Origin of the sequence: Tsuneonella sp. CC-YZS046, from assembly GCF_035581365.1 — a bacterium.
Taxonomy (GTDB): domain Bacteria; phylum Pseudomonadota; class Alphaproteobacteria; order Sphingomonadales; family Sphingomonadaceae; genus JAWKXU01.
In genome coordinates, this window is sequence record NZ_CP141590.1 from 2,635,208 (window position 1) to 2,648,676 (window position 13,469).

Consider the following 13,469-nt stretch of genomic DNA (forward strand, 5'->3'; position numbering starts at 1 on the left):
CCATTCGCCGATATTCACACGCAAGGGACGCATAAGAGATGCCCAGTTTCGCCCAGAACCTTGAAAACACGCTCCACGCCGCGCTGAGCAATGCCGCGGACCGGAGCCACGAATATGCGACGCTGGAACACCTCTTGCTGGCGTTGATCGAGGATACGGATGCCGCCGAGGTGATGACCGCCTGCGGAGTGGATCTGAACGATCTCGGCGATGTGGTCAGGCAATATCTCGATCAGGAATACCAGTCCCTGAAAACCGAGGACAAGGCCGATCCGCAGCCCACCGCCGGGTTCCAGCGCGTGATCCAGCGCGCCATCCTGCATGTCCAGTCCTCGGGCAAGGATACGGTGACGGGGGCCAATGTCCTGGTCGCCCTGTTCTCCGAGCGGGACAGCTACGCCGTATACTTCCTCCAGCAGCAGGACATGAGCCGGCTGGACGCGGTGAGCTATATCAGCCACGGCATCGGCAAGGGCGGACGGCAACTGGAAAGCCGCACGGCAAGCGGGGTCGAGGAACCGAGCCATAACGAGGAAAAGGTCGAAACCAAGTCCAGCGGCAGCGGCGGCAAGGACAGCGCGCTCGACCAGTTCTGCGTTAACCTCAACGAGAAGGCGCTGAACGGCAAGGTCGATCCGCTGATCGGGCGCGGGCCGGAAGTGGATCGCACCATCCAGATCCTCTGCCGCCGTTCCAAGAACAACCCGCTCTATGTGGGTGATCCCGGCGTCGGCAAGACCGCCATCGCCGAAGGCCTCGCCCGCAAGATCGTGGAAGGCGAAGTGCCCGATGTGCTGGCCGAAGCGGTGATCTATTCGCTCGACATGGGCTCGCTGCTGGCCGGCACGCGCTATCGCGGCGATTTCGAGGAACGGCTCAAGCAGGTGGTGTCCGAACTGGAAAAGATGCCGCATGCGATCCTGTTCATCGACGAGATCCACACGGTGATCGGCGCCGGCGCCACCAGCGGCGGGGCGATGGACGCATCCAACCTGCTCAAGCCCGCGCTTTCCGGCGGCACGATCCGCTGCATCGGCTCCACCACCTACAAGGAGTTCCGCAACCACTTCGAGAAGGATCGCGCGCTGCTGCGCCGGTTCCAGAAGATCGACGTCAACGAGCCGACGGTCGAGGACACGATCAAGATCCTGCGGGGCCTGCGGACCGCCTTCGAGGAGCATCACAACGTCAAATACACACCGGATGCGATCAAGACCGCGGTGGAGCTTTCCGCCCGCTACATCAACGACCGCAAGCTGCCCGACAAGGCGATCGACGTGATCGACGAGGTGGGCGCGATGCAGATGCTCGTCCCGCCCAGCCGGCGGCGCAAGACCATCACCGCGCGCGAGATCGAGAAGGTGATCGCCACCATGGCCCGCATCCCGCCGAAATCGGTGAGCAGCGACGACCGCAAGGCGCTGGAGCATCTCGAGCGGGACCTGAAGCGCGTGGTCTATGGCCAGGACAAGGCGATCGCCGTCCTGTCGAGCGCCATGAAGCTGAGCCGGGCCGGGCTGCGCGATCCGGATAAGCCGATCGGCAGCTTCCTGTTCTCCGGCCCCACCGGCGTCGGCAAGACGGAAGTCGCCCGGCAGCTCGCCAGCATCATGGGCATTCCGCTGCAGCGTTTCGACATGTCGGAATATATGGAGCGCCACTCCGTCAGCCGGCTGATCGGCGCGCCTCCGGGCTATGTCGGCTACGATCAGGGCGGCTTGCTGACCGACGCGGTGGACCAGCAGCCGCATTGCGTGCTGCTGCTGGACGAGATCGAGAAGGCGCATCCCGACCTGTTCAACATCCTGCTGCAGGTGATGGATAACGGCCGGCTGACGGATCACCACGGCAAGACCGTGGATTTCCGCAATGTCGTGCTTATCATGACCACCAATGCGGGCGCTTCCGACATGGCGCGGCAGGGCATCGGCTTCGGCGATGTCAGCAAGGAGGATGCGGGCGACGAGGCGGTGAAGCAGATGTTCACCCCGGAGTTCCGCAATCGCCTGGATGCGATCGTGCCGTTCGCCTACCTCGGGCAGGAGACGGTCAGCCGCGTGGTCGACAAGTTCATCCTGCAGCTCGAACTGCAGCTGGCCGACCAGAACGTGCATATCCAGTTCGATACCGATGCGCGCAAATGGCTGGCCCAGCGCGGCTATGACAAGCTCTATGGCGCCCGGCCGATGGCCCGGCTGATCCAGGAGAAGGTCAAGCAGCCGCTTGCCGAGGAATTGCTGTTCGGCAAGCTCTCCCAGGGTGGCGAGGTGCATGTCAGCGTGAAGGAGGACAAGCTCAATTTCGAGCTGGCTCCGGCAGCGCCCCGGGTCGTCAAGCAGAAGCCGAAGCGCAGGAGAGGGGCGGCAACCCCGGAAAAGAGCGGCGGCAAGCAGGATTGAATGGAATGTTCCGGCCTGTCCGCAGGGGCAGGCCGGATCGCATCAGGACAGGCGTCCCCTCAAGGGCTGTCGGAATCCGGCTTTTCCCTGGCGTCCCATTCCTCGCGCGTGATCCAGCCATCCTCGTTCGCGTCCGCCCGCGCGAACTCCGCATTGGACATGGCGAACCATTCCGCCAGAGTCAGCTTCTTGTCCCCATCGCTGTCACCGGCCGCGATCCGCTTTTCCGAAGCCGGTTCCGTGGGCAGGCCCAGCGATACGCGCGCCGCGTCCATTTCCTGCACGGTGATCGTGCCGTCCCGGTTGGCATCTATCGCCGCAAAGATCTTCTGCGCGGCCTGGCTGTGCTCCGTCGAGGTCAAGCGCCCGTCATGATCGGCATCCCTGCCGTCGAACGAAGCGAGAGGCGCCGTTGCCGCGGGATCTTCCGTGACCGCCGGAACCGGCGTGGCCACGGCCGGCACGACCGCGCGCGCCTGCTCGTCAGGCCCGGTTTCCTTCTTCCCGCATCCCGCGAGCAAAGCGGCGGCCATGGCCGCACCCAGAATGATCCGTGCGTGCATGGGTGCAATCCTCTCAAAACGCTTGCCCGACTATCTCTAGCGCCTGTTGCGCGCTACGCAACAGACAGGATCGAAGCGGAACGATTTCGCGCAATCGCCGCTATGTTGCCATGATGCGTCCGCCTTTTTCATGGATCAGGCCGGAGCCCTGGGGCATCCGGATCGAACCGGCCGGCTGCTGGATCGATCCGGCGCGCCCGGTGGATCGCGCGCTCATTACCCACGGTCACGCCGACCATGCCCGCGGCGGCCATGCGCAAACCATAGCAACGCCGGAAACCCTTGCGATCATGGCCTTGCGCTATGGCACCGACGCAGGCGCGGTGCCGGTGGAATATGGGGAAGAAATCACGTTGGCGAAGGGTGTCACCGCGCGGTTCATCCCGGCGGGCCATGTTCTCGGCTCCGCGCAGATATTGCTCGAACATGCCGGAGAGCGGGTGATCGTGACAGGCGACTACAAGCGGTGTCCGGACCCGACTTGCGCGCCCTTCGAAGTTGCGCCGTGCGACTTGCTGATCACCGAAGCGACCTTCGGCCTGCCGGTGTTCATCCACCCGCCGGTCGAAGATGAAATCGCCAAGCTGCTGGCTGCCCGCAACGCCCATCCCGGCCGCTGCGTTCTGGTCGGGGCCTATGCGCTGGGCAAGGCCCAGCGCGTCATCGCGCAATTGCGCCTGGCGGGCTATGCCGAGCCGATCTGGCTGCATGGCGCGATGGAGCGCATGTGCCGGTTGTATGAGGACTTCGGCATCGAACTCGGCCCGTTGCGGCTGGTGGCGGAAGCCGGGAAAGCCGACGATCTGCGCGGCCAGATCGTGATCTGCCCGCCCGGCGCGCTGAATGACCGCTGGAACCGCCGCCTGCCCGATCCGGTCACCGCCATGGCGTCAGGCTGGATGCGGGTGCGCCAGCGCGCCCGGCAGCGCAATGTGGAGCTGCCGCTGATTATCTCGGACCATGCGGACTGGAACGAGCTTACCCGGACGATCGAGCAGATAGACCCTCGGGAGAGCTGGATAACCCATGGCCGCGAGGAAGCGCTGCTGCGCTGGCACCAGCTGCACCAGCGCCGCGCCCGGGCGCTGGCCATGGTCGGCTATGAGGACGAGGACGATTGATGGAGCGCTTCGCCGCCCTGCTCGACGCTCTGGTCTACACCCGGTCGCGCAACGCCAAGCTGGAACTCATCGCCGACTATCTGCGGCAGACGCTCGATCCCGACCGGGGCTGGGCCTTGGCGGCGCTGACCGGAAGCCTCGATTTTCCCGCGGTCAAATCCTCCACTATCCGCGCGCTGCTGCAGAACCGGATCGACCCGGTGCTGTGGACCCTGTCGCGCGACTATGTCGGCGACACGGCCGAGACCGCCAGCCTGCTGTGGCCGGAGCCGGATGGCGCAAGGGCCGACCCGCCCGGCGTTTCGGAAGTGGTGAAGCATCTGCGGGGCATGACCCGCTCCACCGCGGCCGCCGAATTGGCGGCGCTGCTGGACCGGCTCGACGCCTCGGGCCGCTATGCCCTGCTCAAGCTCGCGACCGGCGGGATGCGGATCGGCATTTCCGCCCGCCTCGCCAAGACGGCCTTCGCCCAGGCCTTTGGAGTGCCATTGGACGAGGTGGAGGAATATTGGCACGGGCTGGAGCCGCCCTACGCCCCCTTGTTCGACTGGGCGGCGCATGGGCAGCCCCCGCCGGATACGGAAAACCTGCCGCTGTTCCGGCCCTTCATGCTGGCCCATCCGCTGGAAGGCGCGACGATCGACGTGACGGACTATGTCGCGGAGTGGAAATGGGACGGCATTCGCGTGCAGACAGTCCATGCCGCCGGCGAAACCCGTGTGTTCTCGCGTTCGGGCGACGATATTTCGCACAGCTTCCCGGAAATCGCGGAGGCTTTGCGCATTCCCGCCGTGCTCGATGGCGAACTGCTGGTGCGCGGCTCGCATCAGGGCGGCGAGGAAGGCGGCGCGGCCAGCTTCAACGCCTTGCAGCAGCGGCTGGGCCGCAAGCTGGTGAGCAGGAGGATGCTGGAGCAGGCGCCCGCCTTCGTCCGGCTCTACGACGTGCTGATCCTCGAAGGCGAGGATCTGCGTCCCCTGCCCTGGAGCGAACGGCGGATACTGCTGGAACGGCTGATCGAACGCCTGCCCGCCAGCCATTTCGACCTGTCGCAGATGCTACCGGCGGACAGCTTCGAACAGCTGGCGGCGATCCGCGCGGCGGCGCGAGACGATTCCATCGAAGGGCTGATGCTCAAGCGGCGCGACAGCCCCTATGTGGCGGGGCGCCGGACCGGGCTGTGGTATAAATGGAAGCGCGACCCGCTGCTGGTCGATTGCGTGCTGATGTATGCCCAGCGCGGATCGGGCAAGCGCTCCAGCTTCTATTCCGACTATACGTTCGGCTGCTGGGATGGCGATCCCGATCAGGGAGCGGAACTGCTGCCCGTGGGCAAGGCCTATTCCGGCTTCACCGATGAGGAGCTGAAATGGCTCGACCGGCATGTCCGCACCCATACCGTCAATCGCTTCGGCCCCGTGCGGGAAACCGACAAGAGCCTGGTGTTCGAAGTCGCGTTCGATTCCATCCATCCCAGCAAGCGCCACAAATCCGGGCTCGCCATGCGCTTTCCCCGCATCCATCGCATCCGCAAGGACAAGCCAGCCTACGAGGCGGACCGCATCGAAAGCCTGAAGGCCCTGATTCGCGATTGAAATTGCGCTGGATCAAGGACTGGCGCCCATGCCGGGGGCAGGAACAGGCTGCAAAATCTTGACCCGGAGAGACCGCCCGCCATGGCCAGCCAGCCAGCATCCCAAAGAACCGCATATCAGGCACTCGGCGGACGAAGCGCGATCGAACGCATCGTCAATCGCTTCTACGATTTGATGGACCAGAACCCCGCCTATGCCGAATTGCGCGCCCTGCACGCGGCCGACCTGGCGCCGATGCGGGAATCCCTGGCCGGATTCCTGACCGGCTGGAGCGGCGGCCCGCGCGACTGGTTCGAGGCCAACCCCAGCAAATGCATGATGAGCGCGCATCGCGGCATTCCGGTCGACGCCCGGACGGCCCGGCAATGGGCCGACGCCATGCGCCGCGCGATAGAAGATTGCCCGCCCGAAGATCCGCGCGTCGGGCAAGCCATGGCCCAGGTGCTTGACGATATCGCTCTGGGCATGGCACGAGACTGAACATCATCACCTGAGAATGAAGCCGCGCCGGTCCTGCCGGCGAACTGCGATCCCATCGCAGAGGGGGCAAGCCGAGCCACGCTTGCCACGGCTGCATTCTTCCATTGGCGAGCAGGCATGAAACCGAAGCTGCTGACGATACTGCCGACCTATACCCCGGCCCTGTTCCGGGCCGATCTGGTCGCGGGCATCACTGTCGCCCTGGTTGCGATCCCGCTCAGCATAGCGATCGCCATCGCATCCGGGGCCAGCCCGGAGAAAGGCCTGCTGACGGCGATCGTCGGCGGCTTGATAATATCCGTGCTGGGCGGCAGCCGCGTCCAGATCGGCGGGCCGACCGGCGCCTTCATCGTAGTGGTTTATGGCGTGATCGCCACCCATGGCTATGACGGGCTGGTCCTCGCCACGCTGATGGCGGGCGCGATCCTGCTGCTGGCCGGCCTGCTGCGGGCGGGCAATCTGATCGCCTATGTGCCGGAGGCAGTAGTCAACGGCTTCACGATAGGCATCGCCATCATCATCGCCTCCAGCCAGCTCAAGGATTTCCTGGGGCTCAACGTGGCATCCGTTCCCGCCGAGTTCCTGCCGAAGCTGGCGGCCTTGTGGGATGCCCGCGCATCCTTCAACGTCCATGCCCTCGGCGCCGGGCTGGTCGCTCTCGCGCTCATCGTTTTGCTGCGCCGGATGTTTCCCCGGCTGCCGGGGCTGATCGTGGCCGTCTCCGCGGTTTCGGCCCTGGTCGTCATCTTCGGCCTGCCGGTGGACAATATCGATTCACGCTACGGCGAGCTTCCCCGGAGCCTTCCGATGCCAGCCGTGCCCAAGATCACGCTTGCGCGCCTGACCGAGCTGCTGCCGTCCGCGCTGGTGATCGCATTCCTGGCGGCAATCGAATCCCTGCTTTCGGCGGTCGTTGCGGATCGCCTGATCGAGGGGCGCCATCGCCCGAACGCGGAAGTCCTTGCCCAGGGCTGGGCCAATATCGGCTCCGCGCTGTTCGGCGGCCTTCCCGCCACGGGCGCCATCGCGCGGACCGCCACCAATGTTCGCGCCGGCGGGAAAACCCCGGTCGCGGGAATCATCCATGCCCTTGCCATCCTCGCCATCATGATGGCGGCGGGGCCGCTCGCAGGCTATCTGTCGCTTCCCGCGCTCGCCGCGCTGCTGCTGACAACGGCGTGGAACATGAGCGAGCCGCACAAGTGGCGCAGCTACTGGTCCGCCCCCGTCTCCGACCGGATCCTGCTGCTGCTCACCCTGATCCTGACTGTCCTGGCGGATCTCACCATCGCCATCGGGGTCGGCGTGGGCATCGGCCTTGCGCTGCGGCTGCGGGACAGCAATCAGAAAACCACCGACTGGTCCGATTCCGACCGCTAATCCGCCTGTTTTCCGTGATTTCCGAGTCAGCAAGTGATCTCACTTGCTCCGAAATCGCTCTAATCCGGCGGAAGCTGGATCAGCTTTTCGCGCGATGTCGCGCCGCGCAACAAGCGAAGCCGTGACGTCGCCACTCCCAAGGCATCGGCGAGCAGGGCCAGCACAGCCTCATTCGCCTTTCCGCCTTCGGGCTTGGTGCGCACCTTGACCTCCACCCTGCCCTGTTCGATCCCGATCTGCTCGACCCGCGCGCCCGGCGTCACCCGCACCGCAAGCCGCCCATCCCCATCGGCGAGTTCGCGGATGGCATGGGCCGGCGGATGGGTGAGCCTGGGCCGCGCCATTCACCCCGCAGCCTCGAGGGCGGCGCGGTGGAACCGCCCGTTCTCCACATAGCTCGCCACGCCCTTCTGCATTTCGGCCAGCGCCTTGTCCGGCAGATCGCGCAGATATTTGGCGGGCCGCCCGGTCCACAGCTGGCGCGATCCGATCACCTTGCCGGGCGTCAGCAAGGCGCCCGCCGCCAGCATTCCGTCGCTTTCGATGGTGCAGCCATCCATCACGATGGAGCCGAGGCCGACGAAGGCGCGATCGGCCAACACGCAGCCATGCACCATGGCCATATGGCCGATCAGCACATCTTCCCCGATCAGGGTGGGATGCCCTTCCGGCCTTCCTTCCTTGGGGCTGTCGCAATGGACGACCGTGCCGTCCTGGATATTGCTGCGCGCGCCGATCACGATGCGGTTCACATCGGCCCGGATCACGCAATTGTACCAGATGCTGGCATCCGGCCCGATCTCCACATCGCCGATGATCCGGCAGCCGGGGGCGATGAAGGCGCTGTCATGGATGCGCGGGGTTTTCCCGTGGATCGGCAGGATGGTGATGTCGGTTCGGTGCAAGCTCATGGCTTCCCCCAGATTTGCGTCCAGCGGACATAGGGCAGGATAGATGCATGGTCATCGGTCCAGGCCCGAGGCGCGGGCGCATCCAGCTTTTCCAATGGCGCATCCGGCCGGGCGATGGCAAGCCGCTTCAACTGCGCCGGATCTCGCGTCAGCAAGACCCAGGAGGAAGACGACAGCACCGTCCGGTCATGGGGATGGTCCTCGCGGATCAATGCGGCGAGCCGGTGCTGCCGGGCAATCGCGCCCAGCACCGGCTCCAGCTCGATATAGCGGTTGGAAATATGCACGGCCAACATGCCTTTCGGAGACAAGGCGCGCAGATAGACGCGGAATGCTTCATCGGTGAGCAAATGCAGCGGGATGGCATCCGACGAAAAGGCATCGATCGCGATAATGTCCAGCGAGCCGGGCGCGGACTTCCCCAGTTCCAGCCTGGCATCGCCCAGCACGACCTGCGCATCGGGCGCGCAATCGGCCAGATAGGTAAAGATGCGATCACGGGAAAGCCGCAGCACGGCGGGATCGATCTCATAGAAGCGCCAATGCTCGCCCGGACGATGGTAGCAGGCGAGGGTGCCAGTGCCGAGGCCGACCACGCCGATCCTGGCGCCGGGACCATACATCGCCTGCGCCTGGCCCAGCGCCATCCCCACGCCCGAGCCAGGGCCGTAATAGGTGGTCGGCGTCAGCGCCCTTGCCGGATCGGTCGATTGCTGGCCATGCAGGGTGGTGCCATGCGCCAGCGTGCGCAGCCTGGTGTCCGGATAATCCTGGATCGTATAGATGCCGAAATAGCTGCGGATGCGGGCGCCGTCCCATGTCGTCCGCAGAATTTCCAGGCCGCCCTGCGCCAGCATCAGCACCAGCAGAACCGCCATGAACATTACGCGCGAGGGGACGAGCAGCAATCCGGCAAAGGCCATGGCAAGCGTGAGATAGAGCCGGATCGGGCCGGGCATCTCCTCGGGGGTGAAATCGACCAGAAACCAGCCCAGCAACAAGGCGGCCGCGAGCAGCACATATGATGCAATCCGCGCCATGCCCGGATCGAGCCCATGCATGTTTCGCCAATCGAGCAACGGCACCAGCGGCATCAGCAAGGCCGCGGCGATCACCAGCAAGGGATGTTCCCACACCCAGTCGAAGATCGTCGGCGCGATCAGCGCGGTGAACAGCCCGCCCAAGGCTCCACCGCCGGACAGAGCGAGATAGAACAGGGTCAGCTGCGATGGATGCGGGCGCAGATCGTAGAGCCGCGCATGGAGAGCCACAGCGACTACGAAGAGCAGTCCGATGCTGGCTATGACGAGCATCATCGTGGCCGAATTGTGCGAAACCATCGCCATGCCACCCGCCAGCAGCATGACGGAAGGCGCCGTAAGTTGCACGGTCCGGGCGAACTGGCGCCGATCCGAAAAGGCGACCACGAAACTCAGCAGATAGACGCCGAGCGGGATCACCCACAGCAGCGGCATCGCGAAAATATCGGTGGTGAGATGGGTCGTCGTCGAAAGCATCAGCCCCGAAGGAACCGCCGCCAGGATCAGCCACAGCAGAATGCGCCTGACGGGAACCGGAGGCACGGCTTCCTCCGTGGCCGGCTCGTCCGCCACCGGCGATCGCCACCGCGCCCACGCAGCCAGTGCAACCAGTACGATCAGCAGGCCGTAGCCCAGACTCCAGGCCAGGCTTTGCGCCTCCAGCCGCAGCAGCGGCTCGGCCAGAAGGGGATAGGCGATCAACCCCGCGAAGCTGCCCAGATTGGAAGCTGCGTAAAGCGCCCATGGCTCCCCGGCCGCAGGGCTGGCCGTATACCAGCGCTGCATCAGCGGCGCTTGCGCGGATACGAGGAAGAATACCGGCCCGATCGAAAGCGCCAGAAGCGCCGGCACCCACACCACTTCCCAGCCTGCGGCGGATGGCGGCAGATCCACCAAGCGGACCGGCAGGGTGAGCATGGCGAGGATCAGCAGGGAGAGATGAATCCCGGCCTGACGCCGGAGCGGCAGCTTGCCCAGCACATGGGCATAGGCATAGCCGCCCAGCAGCAAGGCCTGATAGACCAGCATTGCGCTGTTCCAGACATTCGGCGCGCCACCCAATCGCGGCAACGCCATGCGCGCGACCATCGGCTGGACCAGGAAAAGCAGGAAACTGCCGGTCAGGATGGTGGCGACGAACAGATAACGCCGCGCCGATGGCGCTGCGGCAGTGCTCATCTGCCAAGCAGACGCGCGGCCAGCAGCGCGTGATAGGTCAGCACTCCGGAACAGCCGGCGCGCTTGAACGCCATCAGCGTTTCCATCACCAGCGCATCGCGTTCGCCCGCGCCGACTGCCGCCGCAGCCTCTATCATCGCGTATTCGCCGCTGACCTGATAGGCGAACACGGGCACCTCGAAGCGTTCCTTCACCCGCCGCACGATGTCGAGATAGGGCAGGCCCGGCTTGACCATCACGCTGTCCGCCCCTTCGGCCAGGTCGAGGGCCACTTCACGCAGGGCCTCCTCGCCATTCGCGGGGTCCATCTGGTAGCCTTTCTTGTCGCCCTTCAGCAGCCCGCGCGATCCCACGGCATCGCGGAACGGGCCGTAGAAGGCGGAGGCATATTTGGCGGCATAGCTCATGATCTGGACATTGTGATGCCCGTCCGCTTCGAGCGCCTGCCGGATCGCGCCAATCCGCCCGTCCATCATGTCGGAGGGCGCGACGATATCGGCGCCGGCCGCCGCCTGGTTGAGCGCCTGGCCGACCAGCACCTCCACCGTGGCGTCGTTCAGGACATAGCCTGCGCCATCCACCAGCCCGTCCTGACCGTGGGAGGTGTAGGGATCGAGCGCCACATCCGTCAGAATGCCGATATCGCTGCCGCAAGCATCGCGGATCGCGCGGATCGCGCGGCACATCAGATTATCGCGCGAAAGCGCTTCCCTGCCATCATCGCTGCGCTTGTCGGCCGGTGTATTGGGGAACAGCGCAAGACATGGAATGCCAAGCCCCACCGCTTCCTTCGCCCGCTTCGCGATCAGGTCCAGCGACCAGCGGGACACGCCGGGCAAGGAACCGATCGGTTCCTCCACCCCCGTCCCGCCGGTAACGAAAACCGGCCAGATCAGATCGGCCGGGGTCAGAATGTTCTCGCGATGGAGCGCGCGGCTCCAGGCCGTGACCCGGGTGCGCCGCAAGCGAAGGGAGGGAAAGGAAGGTGTCATGATGCGGGGCTAAGTGCCGCAAAATGATTGCACCTGCAATCATCCCGGCTGCAAGCAGCAAGGATCAGGGCTTGGGCTGCGCCAGCCGGTCGATTTCGCGGGCGGGTTCGCTGGGTTCTGCCACCTTCGGGGCAAGGCTGGCGAGAGCCGCGCCCGGGCCGACTTGCTTCAGCGCCGCCAATCTTGCCCGAAAGGCCTGCAACTCGGCGCCCTCTAGCTGCGCCCGGACGGTGAAGTTCACGCTGGCCGGGTTCACGGTGCGACCGTTGCGATACATTTCGTAATGGAGATGCGGCCCGGTGGAAAGGCCGGTGGAGCCGACATAGCCGATCACCTGCCCCCGCCGGACCCTGCCGCCCGGCGCAACCGCTATGCGGCTGAGATGCGCATAGCCGGTGCCAAGCCCGCCGCCATGCCCCAGCCGCACGAAATTGCCGTGCCCGCCATGCCGCCCGGCGAACTGCACCACGCCATCCGCCACCGCATGAACCGGCGTGCCATAGCTCGCCTTGAAATCCATGCCGGCATGCATCCGGGTATAGCCCAATATGGGATGCCGCCGCATTCCATAGTTCGAGCTTACCGAACCGTTGACCGGGCGCACCAGGCCGGTCCGGGTTTCCCCGACGCCGGACGCTTCGAAGAAACGGCCGTCGCTGCCCCAGCGCAGGAGCTGCGCGGTAGGCTTCCCGTTGCGCTCCAGCCCCGCATACAGCAGATCGCCCGCTTCCGCCTCGCCCGTCTCGGCCCGCTTGTAGGCAAGGATGATGTCGAAGGTATCGGTGGGGCGCATGCCGCTGTCGCTATCGAGCTGGTCGGTCAGCGCGCGCAGATATTGCTGGACTGCCCTGGCCGGAACGCCCGCTGCCCGCGCGGATCGGTAAAGGCTCGGTCCGACCGTTCCCCGCACCCGCAGAGGGGTGCCATCCACCCTGATCGGCCGGCGCTCCAACACCAATTGCCCATCACGGCGCTGCAGCGCGAGATCGAGGTCGAAGCGGGCGCGGAACGAGAGGGAATCGAGCGGGCGCGGCTGATCGGCATCGGCACGGCGGCCCAGCACGATGTCCACCTTGGTGCCCGCGCGGATATCCTGCAACGGAACGGCATTGGCCACCATCTGCGTCACCCGCGCGGCCTCTGCGCCGCCCACGCCCGCCCGTTGCAGCATCCGGCCGAAACTGTCGCCCTGAACCAGCGTCGCCGCCAGTTCTATCTGCGGGCGTTCGGGCGCCGATTGCAGCGGAACGACCGATTTCGTCCAACCCATATGGCGGCCGCTGTCGCTCCCCAGCGCAAGCGGAAGGATCATCTGGCTGCGGAATTCATCGCGCGCTCCGGCATCGATCCGCATGGCGGGGGCCGCTTCCAGCGGGGCGAAATCCGGCCAGAAGGCCACAGCCGCCGCGCCCAGCCCAAGCATGGTGCCAAAGCCCCGGAACCAGCGCGCGCTGCCGATGTTCTCGGCCAGGTCAGGTGCCCAATCCAGCGCGGCAATGTGTGCATAAAGGCGGTGCCTGGCCGCGATCAGCCGGTCCCGCAGACCATGCTTGCGGCTGAGCTTGAAGCTTTGCGGCTCCCGGACGATCTGCGCGATGCTCAATTGGGCGGTGGCCGCAGGCGGCCCGCCCGGGTCTCCGGTTCCATGCCCGGGCAGTGAAATATCGCGCGGCTTGAACAACGCGCCCTCCAATTCCGGCGCCCGCCAGATCCCGTCGGCGGGGCCTGCGATCCCGGCAGCCCTATTGGTAGAAACCCGTGCCATTCCAAAGTTAATCTTTCGCTAATTTCGACCAATCGGGCCGTTGT

Annotated in this window: 11 protein-coding genes; 5 read left to right on the forward strand and 6 right to left on the reverse strand. The window is 65.5% G+C overall.

Annotated features, from left to right (window positions below; genetic code table 11):
• Window positions 1-38 precede the first annotated feature (38 nt).
• Window positions 39-2,399: an ATP-dependent Clp protease ATP-binding subunit ClpA gene (gene clpA / locus U8326_RS12940; RefSeq protein WP_324740781.1), complete on the forward strand. Its 2,361-nt coding sequence runs from the start codon at window positions 39-41 to the stop codon at window positions 2,397-2,399.
• 59 nt (window positions 2,400-2,458) lie between these two features.
• Here clpA and U8326_RS12945 read toward each other — a convergent pair whose 3' ends face one another.
• The gene (locus U8326_RS12945) at window positions 2,459-2,962 is read right to left on the reverse strand and encodes an EF-hand domain-containing protein (RefSeq protein ID WP_324740783.1); all 504 of its coding nucleotides are present in this window, start codon (window positions 2,960-2,962) and stop codon (window positions 2,459-2,461) included.
• A gap of 110 nt (window positions 2,963-3,072) precedes the next feature.
• Between U8326_RS12945 and U8326_RS12950 the strand changes: the two genes are divergently transcribed.
• The 4 genes from U8326_RS12950 (at window position 3,073) to U8326_RS12965 (ending at window position 7,538) form a co-directional block, all read left to right on the forward strand.
• Window positions 3,073-4,083, forward strand: a complete 1,011-nt coding sequence (locus tag U8326_RS12950) for a ligase-associated DNA damage response exonuclease (RefSeq protein WP_324740784.1) — start codon at window positions 3,073-3,075, stop codon at window positions 4,081-4,083.
• Complete coding sequence (locus U8326_RS12955; protein WP_324740785.1) at window positions 4,083-5,678, forward strand: cisplatin damage response ATP-dependent DNA ligase; 1,596 nt, start codon at window positions 4,083-4,085, stop codon at window positions 5,676-5,678. Before U8326_RS12950 ends, U8326_RS12955 begins: the two co-directional genes overlap by 1 nt.
• An 81-nt stretch (window positions 5,679-5,759) precedes the next feature.
• Window positions 5,760-6,158 (forward strand): group II truncated hemoglobin, encoded by a 399-nt coding sequence (locus tag U8326_RS12960; protein WP_324740786.1) that lies wholly within the window; start codon window positions 5,760-5,762, stop codon window positions 6,156-6,158.
• Window positions 6,159-6,275: 117 nt separating this feature from the next.
• Window positions 6,276-7,538 carry a SulP family inorganic anion transporter gene (locus tag U8326_RS12965; RefSeq protein ID WP_324740788.1) on the forward strand — a complete coding sequence of 421 codons (1,263 nt, stop codon included), beginning with the start codon at window positions 6,276-6,278 and terminating at the stop codon, window positions 7,536-7,538.
• Between the two features lie 59 nt (window positions 7,539-7,597).
• Here U8326_RS12965 and U8326_RS12970 read toward each other — a convergent pair whose 3' ends face one another.
• The 5 genes from U8326_RS12970 to U8326_RS12990 form a co-directional block, all read right to left on the reverse strand.
• Window positions 7,598-7,882, reverse strand: coding sequence for a DUF167 domain-containing protein (locus U8326_RS12970; RefSeq protein ID WP_324740789.1), 285 nt, complete (start codon window positions 7,880-7,882; stop codon window positions 7,598-7,600).
• Window positions 7,883-8,449 carry a gamma carbonic anhydrase family protein gene (locus tag U8326_RS12975; RefSeq protein WP_324740790.1) on the reverse strand — a complete coding sequence of 189 codons (567 nt, stop codon included), beginning with the start codon at window positions 8,447-8,449 and terminating at the stop codon, window positions 7,883-7,885.
• Complete coding sequence (locus U8326_RS12980) at window positions 8,446-10,668, reverse strand: fused MFS/spermidine synthase (protein ID WP_324740791.1); 2,223 nt, start codon at window positions 10,666-10,668, stop codon at window positions 8,446-8,448. Before U8326_RS12980 ends, U8326_RS12975 begins: the two co-directional genes overlap by 4 nt.
• Complete coding sequence (gene hemB, locus U8326_RS12985; RefSeq protein ID WP_416385484.1) at window positions 10,665-11,660, reverse strand: porphobilinogen synthase; 996 nt, start codon at window positions 11,658-11,660, stop codon at window positions 10,665-10,667. The genes U8326_RS12980 and hemB overlap by 4 nt, the downstream gene beginning before the upstream one ends.
• Window positions 11,661-11,724: 64 nt before the next feature.
• Window positions 11,725-13,425, reverse strand: coding sequence for a peptidoglycan DD-metalloendopeptidase family protein (locus tag U8326_RS12990; protein WP_324740792.1), 1,701 nt, complete (start codon window positions 13,423-13,425; stop codon window positions 11,725-11,727).
• Between the last annotated feature and the right edge of the window lie 44 nt (window positions 13,426-13,469).

Bases quoted from the DNA above. Each gene is read 5' to 3' on its own strand.
- clpA (WP_324740781.1), top strand. From the start codon at position 39: ATGCCCAGTTTCGCCCAGAACCTTGAAAACACGCTCCACGCCGCGCTG.
- U8326_RS12945 (WP_324740783.1), bottom strand. From the start codon at position 2,962: ATGCACGCACGGATCATTCTGGGTGCGGCCATGGCCGCCGCTTTGCTC.
- U8326_RS12950 (WP_324740784.1), top strand. From the start codon at position 3,073: ATGATGCGTCCGCCTTTTTCATGGATCAGGCCGGAGCCCTGGGGCATC.
- U8326_RS12955 (WP_324740785.1), top strand. From the start codon at position 4,083: ATGGAGCGCTTCGCCGCCCTGCTCGACGCTCTGGTCTACACCCGGTCG.
- U8326_RS12960 (WP_324740786.1), top strand. From the start codon at position 5,760: ATGGCCAGCCAGCCAGCATCCCAAAGAACCGCATATCAGGCACTCGGC.
- U8326_RS12965 (WP_324740788.1), top strand. From the start codon at position 6,276: ATGAAACCGAAGCTGCTGACGATACTGCCGACCTATACCCCGGCCCTG.
- U8326_RS12970 (WP_324740789.1), bottom strand. From the start codon at position 7,882: ATGGCGCGGCCCAGGCTCACCCATCCGCCGGCCCATGCCATCCGCGAA.
- U8326_RS12975 (WP_324740790.1), bottom strand. From the start codon at position 8,449: ATGAGCTTGCACCGAACCGACATCACCATCCTGCCGATCCACGGGAAA.
- U8326_RS12980 (WP_324740791.1), bottom strand. From the start codon at position 10,668: ATGAGCACTGCCGCAGCGCCATCGGCGCGGCGTTATCTGTTCGTCGCC.
- hemB (WP_416385484.1), bottom strand. From the start codon at position 11,660: ATGACACCTTCCTTTCCCTCCCTTCGCTTGCGGCGCACCCGGGTCACG.
- U8326_RS12990 (WP_324740792.1), bottom strand. From the start codon at position 13,425: ATGGCACGGGTTTCTACCAATAGGGCTGCCGGGATCGCAGGCCCCGCC.